This window comes from Desulfatiferula olefinivorans, assembly GCF_054657895.1.
The window spans coordinates 20449-39797 of the sequence record NZ_BAAHXV010000003.1; the positions used below are offsets into that span (position 1 = coordinate 20449).

The following is a 19349-nucleotide window of genomic DNA, read 5'->3' on the forward strand; positions in this document are numbered from 1 at the left end:
CCATGTTTCGATTCGCTTCACCTCTTTTTTTTGTTCTTCTGCTTCTGATTCCGGGCCTTGTCCTGATCCGGAGACGGTGGGACGGTCGGCCCGGGCTGAATCTGTCAGGCCTGGGCGCCCTGGCCGGTATGCCGCCGTCCGTTGTCGTGGTCACCCGGCATCTGGTTCCGGCTTTGAAATATCTGGCCCTTGTCCTGATGATCGCGGCCCTGGCCCGGCCCCAGTGGGGCACCCGGCACAGCAGCGTGATGACCGAAGGGGTCAACCTGATTCTTGCCATGGACCTGTCCGGGTCCATGGCCGCCCTGGATTTCAAGAAGGACGGCAGGCTGATCGACCGTCTGGAGGCGGTCAAGGGGGTGGTCCGGGAGTTTATTTCAAAGCGGCAGGGCGACCGCATCGGTCTGGTGGTGTTCGGCACCTACGCCTTCACCCAGTTGCCCCTGACCCGGGATTACGACACCATTTCCTTCGTGCTTGACAGGCTGACCATCGGCTCGGCCGGGGAAAGCACGGCCATCGGTGACGCCGTCGGGATTTCCCTCAAGCGCCTCGAAGATATTCCCAGCACGTCCAACGTGATTATCCTTCTGACCGACGGGGAGAGCAACGCCGGGGAGCTGAGTCCGGACATCGCCGCCGCCGTCGCCGCGGAAAAGAAGGTGAAGATTTACACCATCGGCGTGGGGACCCGGGGCAAGGCGCCGTTCAAGGTCCGTGATCCGATTTTCGGCGAGCGTCTGGTGTATCAGAGGGTGTCCATGGACGAGGCCGCCCTGAGGCGCATCGCCGATGCCACGGGCGGGCAGTATTTCCGGGCCGAGGATATGGAGGGCCTCGGTGAGATTTACGCCACCATCGACCGGCTGGAAAAAACCCGGGTGGAGGTCAACGACTATACCGAATACCGGGAATACTACCTTCATCTGCTGCTGCCGTCCCTTGTGCTTCTCTTGTCGGCGCTGGTTCTTGAAAACACCCGATACCTGAGGATTCCATGACCTTTGCACACCTTCATATGCTGACCCTTCTGTGGCTCCTGCCCCTTGCCCTGGCCGTCAACGCCTGGGGTTTCAGGAGCAGGCGGAAGATCCTCGGCGCATTCTGTCGGCCCGGTGATCTCGCCTCTTTGTGCCCGGCCGTGTCCGCGGGAAGGCGGCGGCTCAAGCAGGGATTGTTTCTGGCCGCTCTCCTGTTTCTGATCCTGGCCCTTTCCGGTCCCCAGTACGGGTTCAACTGGCAGGAGGTCGAACGCAAGGGCGTCGACCTGTTCGTGGCTATTGACTGTTCGAAAAGCATGCTGGCCGAAGACATCAAGCCCAACCGTCTGGAACGGGCCAAACGGGAGATCTTCGACCTTCTGTCCATGCTCGAGGGCGACCGGGTGGGGCTGGTGGCCTTTGCCGGCACGGCCTTTGTCCAGTGCCCCCTGACCCTGGATTATCAGGCCTTCGACCTGTTCATGAAGGAGCTGGGGCCCGATGACCTGCCCCTGGGAGGCACCGACATCGCCCAGGCCATCGAAACGGCCCTTTCCGGGTTTTCCGAAACCGACAACACGGAAAAAGCTCTGATTCTGATCACCGACGGGGAAAGTACCGGTGACGATCCGCGCACGGCGGCGAAAAAGGCCCGGGACAAAGGGATCAAAATTTTCTGTATCGGGGTGGGCGGCGAGGACGGCATTCCGGTGCCCGACACCGACGGCGGGTTCAAGAAAGACGCCCGGGGGAAGATTGTTCTGACCCGCATCGATGAAACCACCCTCCGGGATATCGCGGAACTGACCGGCGGGGCCTCGGTAAGGTCCGTGGCCGGGGACATGGACCTCGACATCATCTACACCCGGCACATCCGGGGCACCATGGAACAGAAGACACTGAAAAGCGGAAAGAGGAAGGTGATGGAAGAACGCTACGCCTGGTTCCTGCTGCCCGCCGTGGTCTGTCTGATGCTGTCTTTGGGGATTTCGCCCGCCATTTTCCCGGCAAAGGAGAAGATGCCCTCATGAAGCACGGTCTGAACATGTTTGTCGGAGTGTTTGTTTTTCTGATTCTTGCGGCCCCGGCCGGGGCCGAAAGTCTGTATTCCGCCGGGAAAAAAGGGCGTGAGGCCTATGACGCGGGCGACTACGAGACGGCCCTGGATTATTACATCAAGGCCCAGCTCGAGGCCCCGGACAAGCCCGAGGTGTTTTACAACCTGGGAAACGCCCAGTACAAAACCGGGGATTTCGACGGTGCGGTCGACCAGTATAAAAAAGCCCTGGAAACGACGGACCCACGCTTGAAAGAGCGGACCCATTACAACCTGGGCAACGCCTATTTCCGCAAGAACGATCTCGAAAAGGCCGTGGGCGAATACGAAAAGGCCCTGGCGATTGATCCGGATGACGGGGATGCCCGTAAAAATCTGGATTTTGCCAAAAAGGTTCTGGAAGAACAAAAAAAACAGGAACAGGACGATTCGAACCGGACGGATGGGGATCCCAATGATCGGCAGAATCAGGATGACCGGAACACGGGTGATCAGAAAAACACGTCGGATGGGAGCGAATCAGAATCGGAACCGCCCGGCGGCGCCGGCGATCAGGATCAGCCTGACGCGGGCGATGACACCCCGGAGGCCAAGGACAACGGGGACGGGGATGACCGTGAAAGGACAGGTGCCGATGACCCGTCTGCATCGCCCCCCGGCGAGGCTCCCGGGCCCGATCAGGCCGGCCGGGCAGGCGAAGACCGCCCCGATGACCAGGCCGTGAAACAGGCCGAAGCGATGCTCAACCGGCTGAAGGACAATCCGGGAAAGGCCCTGATGCCTTCCTACGAACCCCGACGGGTGGACAAGGACTGGTAACCATGCTCAGAACAATGATGCTCATCATACTGTCAAGCCTGCTGATTCCGGCCCTGGCCGCCGCGGCGTCCGTCACGGCGACGGTGGACAAGACGCGGATGACCGACGAGGATATCCTGACCCTTAAGGTGTCCGTGGCCGACGCGGACGGCGAGGTGGACACCTCGCCGATCACGGATTTCAGGATTCTGGCCCACAGCTCCGGATCGAGCTTTCAGTGGATCAACGGTAAGAGCTCCCGGGAGATCATTCACTCCTACACCCTGTCGCCGCTCCGGAAGGGGCGGCTCACCATTCCCGCCCTGACCCTGTCCCACAAGGGCCGGACCTTGAAGACCGATCCCATCGTGATTCTGGTCGAGGACCCGGCGGCGGACGGGGCGGACAGCCGGGATATTTTCGTCAAGGCCCATGTGAACGACGGCCTGCCCTACGTGGGTCAGCAGATCATCTATGTGTTCACCCTGTACTATGGGGTCAAGATCACCAATCCGTCCCTTTCGATTCCCGATTTTACGGACTTCATGGTCAAGGAAACGGACAAGGACAGCCAGTCCACGGCCCTGATCAACGGCAGGGAATACAACACGATCGAGCGACGGATCGTGCTGATTCCCCTGAAACCCGGCACCTTCGAGATCCCTCCCTCGGTGCTCACCTGTGATCAGGTGGTCAAAAGTGCCCCCCGCAGTCGGGATCCCTTCGATTCGTTTTTCAGTGATCCGTTTTTCGGGCGATCGACCCTCAGCCGTAAGGTGCTCCGAACCGATCCGTTGACCGTTTCGGTGACGCCTTTGCCGCCCAATCCCCATGATATACCCTTTTCCGGACTGGTGGGCCGGATGACGCTGGCCGCCGGCATAGACAATTCCTCTCTCCAGGTGGGCGATTCGGCGACCCTTTCCCTGACCGTCTCGGGCACCGGCAACCTGATGGACGCCGAGGCCCCGAAGGTTGTGCCCCCTCCCGGATTCAAGATCTATGAAGACACGCCCGAGGAAGACATCCGTCTGGGTCCCCAGGGATACTCGGGCCGGAAAATCTTCAAACTGGCCCTGGTGGCGCTGGAACCCGGGGCCGTGACACTGCCCGCGATTCGTCTCAACGTGTTCGATGTGGAAAAAGGCGCCTACGAAATTCTGTCTGCAACGCCCCTTACCCTTACCGTCGCTCCGGCTGCGGGCGGCGGTGAATCCGTCGGCGCGGGGGCGGCGGCGTTGGAACAACAGGCGGAGGAGGACCGCCCCCTCCGAATCAGGAAAAAGGTCGAGTACACGGGCCGGGATATCCTGCCGATCAAGGAATCCATCGACGGAGCCCGGCACCGACCCGGTCTGTCCGCACAGCTGTTTGCCCTGCTTCTTGTCCTTCCGGTTGCCTTTGCCCTGCTGGTCAGGCTCGGGCTGCTCTATTCCGGACGGGGGAAAAGCCGTGAGGCACGGATGATCGCCCGGGCCGATTCGGCCGTCAAGAGCGCCTGCAGGAACGATCTTTCCGACGAGGCGTTTCTGGCCGCCCTGTACCGGGCCCTGGTCAGCACGGTGTTTTCACGGACGGAAACGGGCGGGGAGTCCCTGGCCGCGGGGGAAATCAGACGGATTCTTTCCGCAGCCGGTGTGGCAGACCCGCTGATCGACGAGGCCGAGGCCCTGCTCGGCCGTCTGGAATCGCTTCGCTACGGGGGCGAGGCCGTCCGGCCCGATCTCCGGCGTGAACTTCTTGACAAAACCCGTGAAACCCTTCGGAGGATCAGACGATGAGGTGTTTGTACCGGTGGAGGACATGTGTGCTGGCCGTTGTGCTGATGTCGGCCCTGTGCGGCCCCGTCGCCGCCGCTGAACCGGCGGCGGATTTTCTGGACGGGGTCAAGCGTTACAACGAGGGTCGGTTTGAGGACGCCGCCCGTCTTTTCGAATCCGTGGCCGATAAGGGCGTGGTCAACGGGGCGCTTTACTACAATGCGGGCAATGCCTGGTTCAAGGCCGGGGATATCGGCCGGGCCATGCTCTGGTACGAACGGGCCCTCGTCCGGATGCCCCATGACCCGGATCTGATCTACAACCATGCCTATGTATCCGGCCTGCTCCGGGACAAAATCGACGACCGGCCGTCGCCCATCGTCACGGTTCTGTTTTTCTGGAAGGACCTGCTGGGCGCCCGAATCATCCGGATCCTTGCCCTTGTTTTGTTCGCCGCCTTCTGGGTGCTGCGGGTGGTCGACATGCTGAGGTCGGGCCGCAGCGTGAGGGGCGTTCAATGGGTCGTGCTGGGATTGGCCCTGGTCTTTATCCTGACCGCGTCCGCCGATTACTACCGGGCACGGTTCCACCCCCGGGGCACGGTGCTGGCCGATACCGTGTCCGTCAGGTCCGGGCTCAGTGACGATTCAACCGAACTGTTCGTCCTTCATTCGGGAACCCGTGTGGAGGTGGATGATGAGCGCAGAGGATACGTGAAAATACGATTTTCTGCCGATAAAATCGGTTGGGTGAAAAAAGAATTCATTGAAATTATTTAATATATTGATATTTCTTCTGTTTTTTGATGCTGCCCGCCCATGGGGGTCTTCGGGATCTGACCATCTGTAAATACCCGTATCAATTATTGTTTTTTTGATAATCCCCGGGTTTGCCGATTGACACGCTTTTTCCGAGTGTGTATGATGAGGTCATTGTTTGTTTTGATATTCGGGGGATTTATATACGGCGGCAGATCCTGTCGCTTCTTACCTTGGCACATTGTTCTGATCTGATGATCCGTTGAAACCGGCCTGATGCCCTTTGTGTGACCGTTTGTTGCAGGGCTCTCGGTCTTCGGCGGATTATCGCAGGTATCGGATAAAAAACCGCCCATGTCTATGGAAGTCGACTATTTCAGGATGTACAATCTGTCGCGGGAACCTTTCTCCAGCGCACCTGACCCGGATTTTTTCTATCAGTCACGCCAGCATTTCGGCACCCTTCAGCAGCTTGAAAATTCCATTCGGAGCCTTGCGGGCATCCATCTGATCACCGGGGCGCCCGGAACGGGCAAAACCACGCTCCTGCGCCATCTGTACAGGAAAATCATCCAGGAAAAAAACATGGATGCCCATCTGCTCAGCGCCAGGCCCTGTGAGCAATCCAAGGAGTTCGAGCAGCAGATTCTGGAGGTGTTCGGGCGTTTCGATACCGACCCTTTTGTACGAACCCTCCATCCGGACATGCGTTTTGACCGCCTGATCGAAACCATCGAAAAGCAGGACAAAAAGGTGGTGATCCTTATTGACGACGGCCACCTGATCAGCGCCGAGGGCCTTCATGTGCTGAACCGTCTGGCCGATCTCGAGCGAAACGGAGAAAAGCGTGTTCAGATCGTGATTTTCGCCAACCGCAGCCTGATGGACACCATCGGCCGGTATCCGGACTTCCAGGCGAAAATCAGTCAGTACAACGTCCTCGGCCCCTTAAGCTTTGCCGATACACGCCACATGATCAGCCATCGGCTCAAGATAGCCGGCAACACCATCCGGCAGTTCCACCTGTTCACCTATCCGGCGCTGGTGGCGATTTATCTGGCCACCGGGGGCTACCCGAAGAAAATCGTCAAACTCTGTCATCGGCTGGTGCTGTCGATGAGCCTGCGGAAATCCATGAAGGCCGGGTGGTTTCATGTTCGGTTCTGCGCCCGTCGGGTGTTGTCCAAAGGCAGCATGTTTCCGGACCTGATCGTGACGCTGTCGGTGTTTGCCGCGGTGATCTTTGTCGTGTTCATCATCCTGAATTCCTTTGGGGAGATGTCCGTTACCCGGGTTGCGCGGGATGCGGGCCCCACCGCTGCGGCCGTGGAGACGCCGGTTCCGGTTGCGCCCCCGATACCCATCGAAACGGAGCCCCAGGCCGCCGCCGATGCGGGGTTGCCCGAACCGGAACCCGTGGTTGCTTCGCCGGTCACCACGGCCCCGTCGCCCGCTTTGGAACCGGTGGTTGATACGGCACCGCCTTCGACGGTCCGCACTATGGCCGACACCCTGGGCGAGATCCGTGTCCGGCGCGGCGACACGCTGCTTGAGATGCTTGAAATCGTTTACGGCCATTCCCGGTCCTTCTACGGCGAAGCGGCGGTTTCGGCCAACGGCCATCTGCCCGATATTCACAGTCTTCGCATCGGGGATTCCATTGTTTTTCCGATCATCCCCATTCCCATCGATCCGCCGGGCCACGACTGTTTCTGGGTTCGGGTCGCCTCGTTTTCAACCCTGGCCGAGGCCTATGAGTTTGTTCGGAGCCGCCCCGACGGCGCGGCCGCCGTCAAAATGATTCCCATGTTTCGGGAGGATACGGGGTTTGAGGTCCCGGTGGTTCTCAAACGGGTTTTCACAGACCGGACCGCGGCGGAAACCGCCCGTGAGGCGCTTGCCGGCCAAGGGGGGGGGGATCCGCAGGTCATGCAGTTTTCATTGAAGGATTCGCGGTTTTTTTCCGACCCTTTTTTTCAGTGATAGGATTTTATGGTGGACGTTGTGCTTGATTTACCGGTATACGTGTCCTGTTTCAGAATGACAATACGCGCCGCAGGACGGAAACTGCCCGAAAAGGTGATATGAAAAAACCGCTGTTCCCCCATGTCGGCAAATCCCTTTCCCGATCCGGCGGCGTCAATGCCGGCCTGGTGATCGGGTATACCGGTCTTACTCTGGTGGTGGCCCGCGCCGTTCCGGGCGGCCGGCATCAGATTCTCGCCTGGGCCAGGGAAACCTACGGTTCGGAGATCACCCGCAGCAGTCCGGGGTTTCCGGCGGTTCTCAAGGCCGTTCTCGATCGTCATCTGGCCCCTTATCCGTCGGCGCACATCTGGTGCATGATCCAGTCCAAAGGCGTGGAAACACGGTTTCTGGTGCTGCCGGACGTGCCGCCCCGCCATCTTCCGGCGGCCGCGTTCTGGACCTTCAAAAAAGAGGTAACCCTCAACGGGGAGGACATCGTTTTTGACTTCGACGTGACCGGCGCCCGGGAGACCCAGGGGAAAAAAGAACTGGAGATCATGGCCTGTTCGGCCCCGGTCAAGGACCTTCAGGAACTGAAGGCCCTGTTCAAAACCGTCGGCTACCCGCTCCGGGGCATCACCGTCACCTCGTTTGCCTTCCAGAATCTTTTCCGCACGGGCTTCGCGGGGCGGGGCAGCGATGTCATCGGCACCCTGTTCATCGGCACCGACTGGTCCCGCATCGATATTTTCGACCGGGGCAACCTGGTTCTTTCCCGGGACATCAAAACCGGAACCCGAAGCATGACCGAGGTCATCGACGAACAAAACCTTAGTGCCCGGAGAGCCGACATTTCCATCGACGCCTATCTGACGGCCGAGGAGGATCAGAACGTCGGCGCGGTCGAGCCGCCTCCGGACCTGCCGGTTCATGCCACGGATTTTTTCGGCCTGATCCAGGACGGGGATCAGGACCGTCTCGATCAGGCCTTTGATCTGGTCCGGCCGGTGGTGGATCGTCTGATCCGCCAGATTGAACGGACCTTCGAGCATTTTTCCATGACCGCCTCGGGCAAACGGGTCGAGCGGCTTTATTTCACCGGTCCCCTGTGCGCCTTTGGTCCGCTTCTGGCCTATACGCAAAAACAGCTGAACATTCCCGTCTCCACCATCAGTCCCTTCAGGCCGGAAGACGAACAAAAACCGCGGGATAACGCACGGATTATCGATGACGATGAATTCGTTCCGGCCACCGGGCTGGCCCTGTCGGGTACGGACCATACGCTGAATTTTAATTTCACGTACACCGATAAGGTCAAACGCAGGCAAAACCGGCGTCTTTCCCGGGGCCTGGGACTGGCCCTGGCCCTGGCGGCGGCGGGCGGGCTCATTCTTCATTGGGGGATGAGCACCCGGCTTTCGGCCATGAAGAATGAAACCGAGTCCCTGTCCCGACAGGCGGCAACCCGATCGGCCTTGTACGGCAAACCCCGGATCATGGACTTGTCCGGGCATATCGACACCCTCAAATCCCGCATGGGAAAGCAGGCCGAAGCGCATCGTGCCCCGGCGATTCTGGCCGAACTCACCCGGCTTCTGAGCGGTGATATCCGGCTGACCGCAGTGGAATTCCGTGACGGGGGTCCGGCTGCGCTTTCGGTCAAGGGCCTTGCCCCGGGTGGGGACAGGACGTCCCTGGACCGTCTGGTCGAACGGCTCGAAAACTCCCCCCTGATCCACAGCGTCGTCCTGGCTCATGTCAAGGCCCAGGCGGTCGACGATCAACCGGTTCACTATTTTGAAATGACACTGGAGCTGAAATGACGGACCTGTCCCCCCGCACGATTCTGACCGGACTGACGCCCCTCAACCGGGCGCTGTTGGTCATTCTGGTGGTTCTGGTCGGGCTTTGCGTGCTCGACGTCCTTTCCGTCCGGCGGGCCATGGGACGGGAGGAGCTCACCCGGCGTGACCTCCTGGCCGACATCGATCAGACCCGTGTGCTGGAAACCTTTTACGCCGGCCTCCGTCAAAAAGAGGCCGATCTTGAACGCGTTCTGGGGCCTGTCGCTCCGGCTCCGGATCAACGGGAACAGATGCTGTCCCGGCCGGACCGCGTCCGGGCCCTTTCGGAGAATCACGGGCTTTCCTGTTCCTGGGTAAGGCCCATCGACGACGACGGGGCATCCATCGCCGCGGCACTTCGCGGCAGGTATGAGGGGCTTTGCGCCTTTCTTCCGGCGCTGGCGGCCCGGCCCGATCTCGGCCGCCTGACCCGTCTCCAGGTTCTGGCCGGGAGGGGCGGCCTCGATATCATGCTCAACCTGACACAGGCGGGCAGCGCCCGTCGGGGCGACGGGGAGGCGCTGCCGTGAGCAAACGGGAGAAAATACTGGTGGCCGCCAGCGTGCTGGCCCTGATCGTCGGCCTGGTCCTTCTGATGGAACCGTCGACGAAAGACGATGCCGACGCCTCTCCGAAAGAGGATGTCACGGCCCTTATCGCCACCCTGGGGGCCGCCGCCGACAAGGACCCCTCCCAGGGCCTCGATGCCGCCGTCATGGCCCGGGTCAGGCCGCCCTGGGGGCCGGACCCCTTTTACAGGGGAGCCCCGGTGATGTTTGATCCCTCGGAGGACCTGCGCTACCAGGGCTATGTCCGGTCGGGCTCACGCATCGTGGCGTTGATCAACAATCGGGAATACCGTCCGGGCGACACGGTGGAAGGACAAAACCTCACCGTTGAAACCATCGCCCCGGACCGGGTGATTCTTTTGGAACAGGGCCGCCGCATCCGCCTGCTTGCCCGTGAAGGAGATTTGTAAATGAAGACCGTCATCCGGGGATTTTTACTGATCATGGTGCTTGTGCCCCTGCTGTCCTGTGCCTCGCTGCCGGAAAAAAAGACGCCTGCCGCAGAGGGTGAATCATGGAAGGACAAGGCCGAGAGGTCCGAAGGGTTTTCGCCGTCGTCACGGAAGGACGCCTACCGCTTCACGCGGGATCCCGAACGGTATGCGGTCGACCAAAGCGCTCGGCTTCCCGTTCGTCCGGTGTCCCTGACCATGGCTGCCGCCGATGTGGGGTCGGTGCTGCGGGCCCTGGCCCGGTTGGCCGATGTGAATATCCTGATCAGCGAAAAGGCCGCCGGCACCGTCAATGTGTCGGTGGACATGGTGCCCTGGAGTGAGGTGTTCACCAACATCCTCAAGACCCAGGGATTGTCCTATGTCAGCGAGAAAAATCTCATCCGGGTCATGACCGATGAGGATCTGGTGGCCGAACTCAACCGGCAGAAGCTCCGGCAGGCCCTTGAAAACCTGGAACCCCTGGAAACCCGTATCGTTTCGGTGGACTTTGCCGATGCCAAGGATCTGAGAGAGAGCCTTCTGGTTCTGCTTGACCAGACCATGCCCGAAGGCGCGGGTGAGGGGGGGCAGGCCCTTTCCCTGGAAACAGGCAGCATCACCGTGGACCCGCACACCAACGCCCTGGTGATCCGGGCCACGAAAACCCAGATGGCCCAGATCCTGCCGGTCATTGAACAGCTGGATCGTCCCACCCGGCAGATTTTGATCCAGGCCAACATCATTGAGACCAACCAGTCCACGGCCCGGGAACTGGGCGCCCAGTGGGACGGCGCTCGGGGCGATTTCACGGCGGGTATGGGCCTGCCCGTCACCGGCGGCGGGTTTCTCGGATACGCCGACACCCACGGCAAGTTCACCCTGTCTGTCCAGCTGTCGGCCCTTCAGACCGAAGGCCGCCTGAAAATTCTGTCCAGTCCCTCGATCACCACCATCGACAACAAAAAAGCCATGATCGAAAGCGGCAAGGAGATCCCCTACCAGACCGTCGAGGACGGGGAGACCAGCGTGGAGTACAAGAAAGCCGTGATTCTTCTGGAAGTCACGCCCCACGTGATCGATGAAAACATGGTCAAGCTGGAGATCTCGACCAGCAAGGACGAGATCGACAACAGCGTGGTGGTCAACGGCAACCCGGCCATCATCACCAAGAAGGCCAAGACCGAGGTGGTCCTGTTCGACGGAACCACCACGGTCATCGGCGGGCTCAACAAGGACAAGACCGAAAACAACAAAAAAGGCATCCCCTGGTTGATGGACCTGCCCCTTGTCGGCCATCTGTTCAAATGGATCAGCGACGATCAGGAGCTGGAGGAACTGTTGATTTTCATCACCCCGAAAATTCTCAAGGAACGTCCCATCGACCGGCTGGTCGACGAGTTTGACCGGGGGGCCGAAACGCCGGAAAGCGAAACGTCAAAGGATGGGGAATCGTGAAAAAGAAGCTCGGCGAAATGCTGATCGACGAAGGGTACATCACCCCGGAAGCCCTGGAAGCCGCCTTCCCCCTTCAGCGTAAAAGCGGACTCAAACTGGGGCAGTACCTCGTGCGCCAGGGGCTGGTCACCGAACGCCAGATAGTGGAGCTGGTGTCGACCCAGTTGAAGATCAGGGCCTACGATCCCGCAAGCTTTCCCCTGGACGTGTCCCTCAATGCGGTGATTCCTCAGGATCTGGCCCGCAAATACCGGGCCGTACCCATCCGGAAAAAGGGCAACCTGTTGACCCTGGCCATGGACGACCCCATGGATATTTCGGCCATCGACGCCATCGAGATCCATGCCAACCTGGAAGCGGAGGCGGTGATCTGCACCGAAAAGGAACTGGATCACCTGATCGCCATTTTGTACAGCGAGCATTCGGACATCGACGAGGTCATGGACCAGATGGGCATCGAGATCGGCGCCCGGGACGACAACCTGCCCGATGCCACGGAATTTCAGATCAGTTCCCTCAAGGACATGGCCGAAGAAGTGCCGGTGATCCGTCTGGTCAACTCCATTCTGGCCCAGGCGGTTCAGGACCGGGCCAGCGATATCCATCTGAGTCCGGAAAAAAATCATGTGCAGGTGAGGTTCCGTGTGGACGGCAGGCTCCAGGAGGTGCCGTCGCCGCCGAAAAACATGTTTCTGTCCATGGTCTCACGGCTCAAGATCCAGGCGGGGCTCGATATCTCCGTTTCCCGGATTCCCCAGGACGGACGGTTCACCATAAGGGCCCAGAACCGGGAGATCAACGTCCGCGTATCGACCATGCCCACCATCTACGGCGAGAACATGGTGCTGCGTCTTCTCGATACCAGCGCCGAGGTGTTCAGCCTGGACCAGCTCGGCATGAGCGGGACGGATCAGAACAAAATCAAAGAGGCCCTCGCCAAGCCCTACGGCATGATTCTAAGCTCCGGGCCCACGGGCAGCGGCAAGAGCACCACCTTGTATTCCCTTCTGAAGATGATGAACCGGCCCGACGTGAACATCATCACCGTGGAGGACCCGGTCGAATTCCGCATGGGCGGCGTCCGCCAGGTCCAGCTGAACCGGCGGGCGGGCATGACCTTTGCCACGGGGCTTCGGGCCATTCTGCGCCAGGACCCCGACACCATCATGGTGGGGGAGATAAGGGATTCGGAAACGGCGAAAATCGCCGTTCAGGCCGCCATGACCGGCCACCGTGTGCTGTCCACCGTCCACACCAACGATGCGGCCGGGGCCGTGACCCGGTTCATCGACATGGACATCGAGCCCTTTCTGGTCAGTTCGGTGATGCTGGTGTCCATCGGCCAGCGCCTGATCCGAAAGGTCTGCCCCCAGTGCTGTGAACCGTACACCCCGTCTGATGCCGTGCTCCGGCACTGGGGCATCGAGGGCCCGGGGCGTTTTGTCCAGGCCCGGGGCTGTTTCAGCTGTCGGCAGACCGGTTATTCGGGGCGGGTGGGGCTCTATGAGGTGCTGGTGATCGACGAGTCTCTTCAGGATATGATTCTGGCCCGGAAAACGGCCCAGGACATCGGCCGGGCCGCCGCCGCCACGGGAAATTTCTTAACGCTCAAGCAGGCGGCGGCCGATAAGATCAAACAGGGACTCACGACCTTTGACGAAGCGGCTTCGGCCGTCATGGTCTGACGGCTTCGTAAAACGTCCGATATCTGCGTTACGCGTCATCCCTTGTCACTGCGGCGTACCCTAAGTATGCCTCATTCCTCGGGATTCGCAAGCCTTGATCTCGAACATTTTACGAAGCCGTCCAAAAACATACTTTTTACGAGATCATCATGGTCTGATACGGAAGCATTCGATGGATTTTCAGTATACCGCCATAGGCCCCCTGGGCCGGGAAATCAAGGGACGGATCAGCGCCCGGTCCCGGGAGGAGGCCGAAGAAGAAGTCGGCCGAAAGGGTGAAATTCCCCTGTCCATCCGGGAAGTCTCCGCGTCCGGCGACGGTGTGTTCAGCGGGCTGGCCGATGCCCTGACCCCGGTGTCCGCCGACGAGCTGGTGCTGTTCACCAAGCAGTTTCGCACCCTGATCCGGGCCGGGGTCAACATCATCCAGATTCTGGATATTCTGGAAGAGCAGACCGCAAACGCCCGTCTGAAGAAAACCGTCGCCGCCCTTCGCAAAGACCTGAACGCGGGGGCGGGGATCAGCGAAGCCTTCGCCCGTCACCCCGGCGTGTTTTCCCCCCTTTACTGCAGCATGATCGAGGCCGGGGAGGTCAGCGGATCCCTGCCGGATATCCTTGACCGGCTGATCTACATCATCGCCCATGAGCACAAGATCAAATCGGATATCAAGTCGGCTTTGCGCTACCCGACCATCGTGGTGGTGACCCTGGTGGCGGCCTTTTTCATCCTGCTGACCTTCGTGATTCCCAAATTCGTCGGCATCTTCGCCAAGGCCGGCATCGATCTCCCGCTGCCCACGGTTATCTGCCTGAACCTGTACCACCTGATCGACCGTTTCGGGTTTCTGCTGGCCGCTCTCGCCGCCTGTCTGGTCGTCGCCTTCGTTTTTTCCATGAAAACCGAACAGGGCCGTTTTGTCAGGGACTCGGTGATTCTGGCCGTTCCCATCATCGGCCCCCTGTTCGTCAAGTCGGTGATGTCCCGCTTCGCCAGCGTGTTCTCCATCCTGCTGACCAGCGGGGTGACGATCCTGAATTCCATGGACGTGCTGTCCAAAACCATCGGCAACGCGGCCATCACCCGGCAGTTCAGGGCCATTTCCTCACGGCTCGAGGAAGGGCAGGGCATGGCCCGGCCCCTGCGTTCGGCCCGTTATTTTCCGCCCATGGTGGTCAACATGGTGGCCATCGGCGAGGAATCGGGCAGCCTGGACGAGATGCTCAAAGAGGTGGCGGCCCATTACGACGACGAGGTGGAATACGCGGTCAAGGGCCTGTCCGAGGCCATCGGACCGATTCTCACCGTGGGCCTGGCCGCCGTGGTCGGCTTCTTCGCCCTGGCCATTTTCCTGCCCATGTGGGACCTGACCAAGATGGTGAAATGATGAGCAACACAGTGATTTTTATATACCAACGCAACACCAACACACATCAAACAGGAGGAAGAACATGAGAAAACGTATGACCTATCAGGAAGGTTTCACCCTTGTGGAAATCATCGCCGTACTGATTCTGCTGGGGATTCTTGCGGCCGTGGCCGTGCCCAAGTATTTTGACCTGACCACTGAAGCCGAAAATAAAGCTTTGGATGCCGCAGTTTCCGAATTGAACGCACGGGAGAACATGGCGTGGGGAAAAATCAAACTGTCTGCCGCCGGCTGGGCTGACGATGCGGGCGTTATTACAGAAGTTGATGCCGCAACCGGGTTGGGCGACGGCTATTCATGGGCCGCAGGCGACCCCGATGCAGCAGGTGGCGATCTGACTTTCGGCGGAGTCACGAGAACCTTGACTCGATCCGTTTCAACGGCCCAAACACCGGCATTGTGGGAAGATTGATCGGAACTGTGCAAGAGGGAACGGTGGGCCTATGAACCGGTGTCGATACGATCGGCTGGTTGGGCCCCAGGGGTTTACCCTTCTTGAAGTCCTTTTCGTTCTGGTCATCGTGGCGTTTTTGACCGTGATTACCTTGGAACGGTGGGATGAACTCGTTGAAGAGCATCGCATAAGGGCCGTATCGGCCTGTGTCGCCGAGCTCAATGCCCGTGAAACCATGGTGTGGGCTCAGACCCTGGTTTCCACAGGGCATTGGCCGGGCGATGAATTTCTTTTTTCAAAACTTGATAATGACCTTGGGCGTGATTTTCATTGGGCGAAATCAGGGCCATTGATTCAGGGTGGACGTATCGTTTTCCAGGGCCACATCGCCGTGGCTCTGGAACGCCTTCCGTCCACGGCCCAGACGCCCGGGAGGTGGAGGGTCCATGAACCGTGACGGCGGGTTTACCCTGGTCGAAATCATCGCGGTCCTTTTGCTGATGGGCATCGTGGCCGCCCTGGTGGTGGCCGGGGGCCTGGGGCTCGGGGACACCGATGAGGGGGCCGCCGCCGATGTGCTGAAAACCCATCTGCGTTATGCCCAGAGCCGGGCCATGAACGGGGATCGGGCCTTCGGCATTGTGTTTTCCGGCGGCGGGTACAGCCTGGTCCGTGATCCGGCCGGAACGGCCGTGCCGGTGCGTCTGCCCGGCGAAAGCGCCCTGACGGTCCCTCTTCCCGCAGCGGTTTCGGGCAGCGTGACCTTCGACACCTGGGGACGGCCCTCGGGGATGACGAGCATAAGTCTCGGCGGCCGGATTGTCACCATCACGCCGGATACGGGGTTTGTGCCGTGAGATACGTGACGAACAGGCGGGGCATGACCCTGGTGGAAATTCTTGCGGGGCTGATCATTTTGTCGATTCTGGCCCTGGTGGTGCTCCGGTATCTGGGCGTGAGCGTCACGGCCGGGGCCGGGGCGGTATCCCAGGTCCGTGATGCCGAAGCCGTGGTTTCCGTCATGGAACGCATCACCGTCGATTACCGGCGGCGTCTCGATGCGGGCGGCAGCACCCTTTCGGATCTTCGAAACGCCGTGGGCCCCGAAGGCAGCAGTCAGACCAACGCCTATGGAACCTACGAGGTTCTGGACAACGCGTACATCGCCTTCGATGCCGTAGGGAACGAGATCCCGGACACCACCCTGCAAAACACCCTGAAAATCAGGATCCAGGTGGGTGACCGGCGTCTTGTGGCGCTGTTTGCCGATTGACACAAACGGGGTTGACACAGACGGCCATGAAGAAAAAAAATCATCAGACGGTTGCCGGCTTCACCCTGGTGGAGATCATCGTTGTCCTGGTGCTGGTCAGCATTCTGGCGGCCGCGACGGGACTTTTGCTGACCACCTCGATCCGCAGTTATACCCTGGTCCGGCAGAGTGCGGACATCAGCCAGAAGGCTCAGCTGGCTCTTTCCCGCCTGCGTCTCGAACTGTCCAACATCAGCGATGTCCACAGCGCGGGGCCTTTGTCCCTGTATTACCGGATCAAACCCGAGGGGGAGGCTGAAACGACACGGGTTCTGGGGCGTGACGGAGATCGGGTGACGCTGGGCACGGCCCTTCCGGCGTCGTCGGGAAACACCCTGATCGATCAGACGGCATCCTTTGACCTGGCCTTTTTCGATGAAACCGGCGATCTGTCCGGCCCGTCCAACTGGTCCGCCCCCGGTGCCTGGAACAGCGGGGATGTCACCCGTTTGTATGCCGTTCGCATTACGTTGACAGTGTCGTCCGATTCAGGCCCCCTTTCGTTTACAAGCATCGTCTACCCCGATGTCCGGTCTAAAAAAAATGCCGGTGCGTCCGGCTGGAATCGCCAATAGGATAACGACGATGACCCGTATCCCTCATAGCGACATCCCCCAACAGGCTTCGGAGAAGGGAAGCATTCTCCTTCACCTGGTGGTTCTTCTTGTGGCGGCGGGCATCATCGGCACGGCCATGGTGGCCTTCATGTCCACCTCGGTCAACCAGCAGGTTTTCACGAACACCGCCGTCCAGGCCGATCTTCTGGCCGAGTCGGGCTTTCGCCGGGTGAGCGCCGTGTACAAGGCGGCGCCCACGGAAATCGACAAAAACACGGTCCTGAAAACCCTGCACGGCAGGACCTTTGTCCTGAACGGCGGCGAGGAACGGTTCAGTCTGGACATCCGGCCGTATTTCTACACGGCCCGAAGCGCTCATGCCGCCGGAGCCGTCCGCATCCGGGCCGAATACCCTGGCGCCCGGCCGTCGGGAGTCAATCCGCCCGCATCGGGAACGCTGGGCATCCTGTCCGGCTCGCGCTTTACCCTTTACACCTACGTCTCCCTGAGCGGCGATGCAGCGGCCTTTGCTTTTGAAGGGATCGCAAAGGTGGCCGACGGGAGTCCGGGGCTGGCCTCACCCCTGGATGCCGGGGCCACGGTTCAGGCCGTGTTGACCTGTACCCCGACGGTGCTGACAGGCGGAATCGGCAACAGCCTGACCGTGATGGACGCAAACCGCCTGATGCCCGACGAGGACGGGGTCTTTTCCATTATCACCCGCAGCGGCGAGTTTCGGGATGCGGCCGGAACCCGGACAGGCATCTATACGTATCAAACCCGGACGGGAACCACGCTGTCCGATATAAGGGTGTTCAACGATCCCGACGAGGCCTTTTCCCTGACGCTGGACGCCGACAGCCGGATCGTTGTCCACCGATCGGCCCGTTTTGCGTCCACGGGCACGGTTCATGCCGGAAGCGAGCTTGAGGCCAACCGGGTTTTTTCCGTCATGGCCGGACTGGGGGACACCCTTTTCACCGTCTCGGCCACGGATCTGATTTACGATCACCCCGACAACGTGCTCACGGGTCTCATCGACGGGGCCCAGGTTCTAGGCGATGCGGATATGGTATCCCCCGGCAAGGTCGGCGATGCCATGGCCTTTGACGGGGACATGGACTATGTGCGTCTGTCTGATGATCCTGCCCTGGATCTGAGCGGCGAAGGCAGCATCGGGGCCTGGGTCAAGGCCACGGCCTTCACCAACCGTTCGGCCGGGATCATCCGGAAGGGTGGATTACGGGGCGACTCGGATCTGGCTTACGTCCTGCAGTTTCGGCCTCCGGACCGCATTCGGTTCGAAATTCACGCCAGTGAAACCACGTCGTTGAGTTTGGAGTCCACCTCCCGTCTCACCGAAGGCCTCTGGTACCACGTGGCTGCCACTTGGGGACCTGCGGGGATGTTTATCTACATCGACGGCATCGAGGATGTGTCCCGGCCCGAGACCCTGACGGTGCGAAACACCGAGGGAACCGTCCAGATCGGCGCCCAGTTGGACGAGCTGTTCAATTCGGCCCAGAAAAATTTCGGGTTCCACGGCCTCATCGACGAGGTGTTCATCTACAACACCCAGGAAGATCTCTGCGGCATTCGGGAGATTTTCGCAAACGCCTGCAACGTCGGCTGCGACGCCGTGGCGTTTTATCCGTTTGCCGGAAACTACCGGGACGGGGCCGGTGAGGACAAGGAGGGCGACCGGGCCAATGATGCGTCGGGGTCCGGCCCGGGTCTGACGGCGGATCACCACGGCTGTTCAAACCGTGCCGTTTATTTCCGCTACAATGATTATCTGAATATCGGAGCGGAAGCGCCCTTTGATTTCACCGGCCCCTTCACCGTTTCAGCCTGGGTAAGGGTAGACAGCTGGTCCTGGATCATGGGCAATGACTCGTTTGTGGCCAAGGGGTCGGATTCATTCCGGTTGAGGCGTTACGGCACCTCAAACAACGCCACCTTTGGCACGACGGGTCTCAATCCCGTGGATACGGCGGGCAACGATCCGATCCGTGACGGCAGCTGGCACCATCTGGTGGGGGTGTACACCGGCAGTCGGAAAATTTTGTATGTGGATGGAGCCGTGGATGCGGCGAGGAATGTTTCCGGAACCCTTCGTTTGAACAACGATCAGGTCCGACTTGGCCCCACCGCCTTCTTCTTTTTAAGCTTTTTCGAGGTCGCCATGGACGACGTCGGCTTCTGGGACCGGGCCCTTTCAGAGGACGAGGTCGATCATATCTATCGCGGCCTTCGGACGGACCGGTCGCTGCCCTGACAGACTTCTTGGGGACGCCCTGTGAGAATTCCGATGGGCACGCTGCGCTTTGCCCATCCTACGTAAAAACC

Annotated in this window: 18 protein-coding genes; all 18 read left to right on the plus strand. The window is 60.2% G+C overall.

The genetic code is table 11. From position 1 onward, the window contains the following. Positions 1–2: 2 nt before the first annotated feature. The 18 genes from ACYQ11_RS03270 to ACYQ11_RS03355 all read left to right on the plus strand — a co-directional run bounded on the left by ACYQ11_RS03270 (position 3) and on the right by ACYQ11_RS03355 (position 19278). On the plus strand, positions 3–1001 hold the full coding sequence (locus tag ACYQ11_RS03270) for a VWA domain-containing protein (protein WP_459922311.1): 999 nt from the start codon (positions 3–5) through the stop codon (positions 999–1001). Beyond that, entirely contained in the window at positions 998–2011 is a 1014-nt protein-coding gene (locus tag ACYQ11_RS03275; protein ID WP_459922312.1) for a VWA domain-containing protein, read from the plus strand. The genes ACYQ11_RS03270 and ACYQ11_RS03275 overlap by 4 nt, the downstream gene beginning before the upstream one ends. Then, on the plus strand, positions 2008–2856 hold the full coding sequence (locus tag ACYQ11_RS03280) for a tetratricopeptide repeat protein (RefSeq protein ID WP_459922313.1): 849 nt from the start codon (positions 2008–2010) through the stop codon (positions 2854–2856). Before ACYQ11_RS03275 ends, ACYQ11_RS03280 begins: the two co-directional genes overlap by 4 nt. A gap of 2 nt (positions 2857–2858) precedes the next feature. After that, entirely contained in the window at positions 2859–4616 is a 1758-nt protein-coding gene (locus ACYQ11_RS03285) for a BatD family protein (protein WP_459922314.1), read from the plus strand. Between the two features lie 26 nt (positions 4617–4642). After that, positions 4643–5374: a tetratricopeptide repeat protein gene (locus ACYQ11_RS03290; protein ID WP_459922315.1), complete on the plus strand. Its 732-nt coding sequence runs from the start codon at positions 4643–4645 to the stop codon at positions 5372–5374. Positions 5375–5707: 333 nt separating this feature from the next. Continuing rightward, the gene (locus tag ACYQ11_RS03295; protein WP_459922316.1) at positions 5708–7336 is read left to right on the plus strand and encodes an AAA family ATPase; all 1629 of its coding nucleotides are present in this window, start codon (positions 5708–5710) and stop codon (positions 7334–7336) included. Between the two features lie 101 nt (positions 7337–7437). Then, a complete protein-coding gene (locus ACYQ11_RS03300) occupies positions 7438–9144 on the plus strand; it encodes a PilN domain-containing protein (protein WP_459922317.1) in 1707 nt (568 codons plus the stop codon). Further along, positions 9141–9695, plus strand: a complete 555-nt coding sequence (locus ACYQ11_RS03305) for a hypothetical protein (protein WP_459922318.1) — start codon at positions 9141–9143, stop codon at positions 9693–9695. The genes ACYQ11_RS03300 and ACYQ11_RS03305 overlap by 4 nt, the downstream gene beginning before the upstream one ends. Beyond that, positions 9692–10144 carry a type II secretion system protein N gene (locus ACYQ11_RS03310; RefSeq protein WP_459922319.1) on the plus strand — a complete coding sequence of 151 codons (453 nt, stop codon included), beginning with the start codon at positions 9692–9694 and terminating at the stop codon, positions 10142–10144. Before ACYQ11_RS03305 ends, ACYQ11_RS03310 begins: the two co-directional genes overlap by 4 nt. Continuing rightward, positions 10145–11623 carry a secretin N-terminal domain-containing protein gene (locus ACYQ11_RS03315; protein ID WP_459922320.1) on the plus strand — a complete coding sequence of 493 codons (1479 nt, stop codon included), beginning with the start codon at positions 10145–10147 and terminating at the stop codon, positions 11621–11623. Further along, the gene (locus ACYQ11_RS03320) at positions 11620–13308 is read left to right on the plus strand and encodes a GspE/PulE family protein (RefSeq protein ID WP_459922321.1); all 1689 of its coding nucleotides are present in this window, start codon (positions 11620–11622) and stop codon (positions 13306–13308) included. Before ACYQ11_RS03315 ends, ACYQ11_RS03320 begins: the two co-directional genes overlap by 4 nt. Before the next feature lie 172 nt (positions 13309–13480). Beyond that, positions 13481–14695 carry a type II secretion system F family protein gene (locus tag ACYQ11_RS03325; RefSeq protein WP_459922322.1) on the plus strand — a complete coding sequence of 405 codons (1215 nt, stop codon included), beginning with the start codon at positions 13481–13483 and terminating at the stop codon, positions 14693–14695. Positions 14696–14759: 64 nt separating this feature from the next. Continuing rightward, positions 14760–15149 (plus strand): prepilin-type N-terminal cleavage/methylation domain-containing protein, encoded by a 390-nt coding sequence (locus ACYQ11_RS03330; protein ID WP_459922323.1) that lies wholly within the window; start codon positions 14760–14762, stop codon positions 15147–15149. A 31-nt stretch (positions 15150–15180) separates the two neighbouring features. After that, on the plus strand, positions 15181–15588 hold the full coding sequence (locus tag ACYQ11_RS03335) for a type II secretion system protein (protein WP_459922324.1): 408 nt from the start codon (positions 15181–15183) through the stop codon (positions 15586–15588). Further along, positions 15578–15988 carry a GspH/FimT family pseudopilin gene (locus ACYQ11_RS03340; RefSeq protein WP_459922325.1) on the plus strand — a complete coding sequence of 137 codons (411 nt, stop codon included), beginning with the start codon at positions 15578–15580 and terminating at the stop codon, positions 15986–15988. The genes ACYQ11_RS03335 and ACYQ11_RS03340 overlap by 11 nt, the downstream gene beginning before the upstream one ends. Continuing rightward, on the plus strand, positions 15985–16404 hold the full coding sequence (locus ACYQ11_RS03345) for a type IV pilus modification PilV family protein (protein ID WP_459922326.1): 420 nt from the start codon (positions 15985–15987) through the stop codon (positions 16402–16404). The genes ACYQ11_RS03340 and ACYQ11_RS03345 overlap by 4 nt, the downstream gene beginning before the upstream one ends. A gap of 26 nt (positions 16405–16430) precedes the next feature. After that, a complete protein-coding gene (locus tag ACYQ11_RS03350) occupies positions 16431–17018 on the plus strand; it encodes a prepilin-type N-terminal cleavage/methylation domain-containing protein (protein ID WP_459922327.1) in 588 nt (195 codons plus the stop codon). 10 nt (positions 17019–17028) lie between these two features. After that, positions 17029–19278 (plus strand): LamG domain-containing protein, encoded by a 2250-nt coding sequence (locus ACYQ11_RS03355; protein ID WP_459922328.1) that lies wholly within the window; start codon positions 17029–17031, stop codon positions 19276–19278. The last annotated feature ends 71 nt before the right edge of the window (positions 19279–19349 follow it).

What these genes read in the sequence shown, in the direction of transcription:
- ACYQ11_RS03270 (WP_459922311.1), top strand. Translation starts at nt 3, where the DNA reads ATGTTTCGATTCGCTTCACCTCTTTTTTTTGTTCTTCTGCTTCTGATT.
- ACYQ11_RS03275 (WP_459922312.1), top strand. Translation starts at nt 998, where the DNA reads ATGACCTTTGCACACCTTCATATGCTGACCCTTCTGTGGCTCCTGCCC.
- ACYQ11_RS03280 (WP_459922313.1), top strand. Translation starts at nt 2,008, where the DNA reads ATGAAGCACGGTCTGAACATGTTTGTCGGAGTGTTTGTTTTTCTGATT.
- ACYQ11_RS03285 (WP_459922314.1), top strand. Translation starts at nt 2,859, where the DNA reads ATGCTCAGAACAATGATGCTCATCATACTGTCAAGCCTGCTGATTCCG.
- ACYQ11_RS03295 (WP_459922316.1), top strand. Translation starts at nt 5,708, where the DNA reads ATGTCTATGGAAGTCGACTATTTCAGGATGTACAATCTGTCGCGGGAA.
- ACYQ11_RS03300 (WP_459922317.1), top strand. Translation starts at nt 7,438, where the DNA reads ATGAAAAAACCGCTGTTCCCCCATGTCGGCAAATCCCTTTCCCGATCC.
- ACYQ11_RS03305 (WP_459922318.1), top strand. Translation starts at nt 9,141, where the DNA reads ATGACGGACCTGTCCCCCCGCACGATTCTGACCGGACTGACGCCCCTC.
- ACYQ11_RS03315 (WP_459922320.1), top strand. Translation starts at nt 10,145, where the DNA reads ATGAAGACCGTCATCCGGGGATTTTTACTGATCATGGTGCTTGTGCCC.
- ACYQ11_RS03325 (WP_459922322.1), top strand. Translation starts at nt 13,481, where the DNA reads ATGGATTTTCAGTATACCGCCATAGGCCCCCTGGGCCGGGAAATCAAG.
- ACYQ11_RS03330 (WP_459922323.1), top strand. Translation starts at nt 14,760, where the DNA reads ATGAGAAAACGTATGACCTATCAGGAAGGTTTCACCCTTGTGGAAATC.
- ACYQ11_RS03335 (WP_459922324.1), top strand. Translation starts at nt 15,181, where the DNA reads ATGAACCGGTGTCGATACGATCGGCTGGTTGGGCCCCAGGGGTTTACC.
- ACYQ11_RS03340 (WP_459922325.1), top strand. Translation starts at nt 15,578, where the DNA reads ATGAACCGTGACGGCGGGTTTACCCTGGTCGAAATCATCGCGGTCCTT.
- ACYQ11_RS03350 (WP_459922327.1), top strand. Translation starts at nt 16,431, where the DNA reads ATGAAGAAAAAAAATCATCAGACGGTTGCCGGCTTCACCCTGGTGGAG.
- ACYQ11_RS03355 (WP_459922328.1), top strand. Translation starts at nt 17,029, where the DNA reads ATGACCCGTATCCCTCATAGCGACATCCCCCAACAGGCTTCGGAGAAG.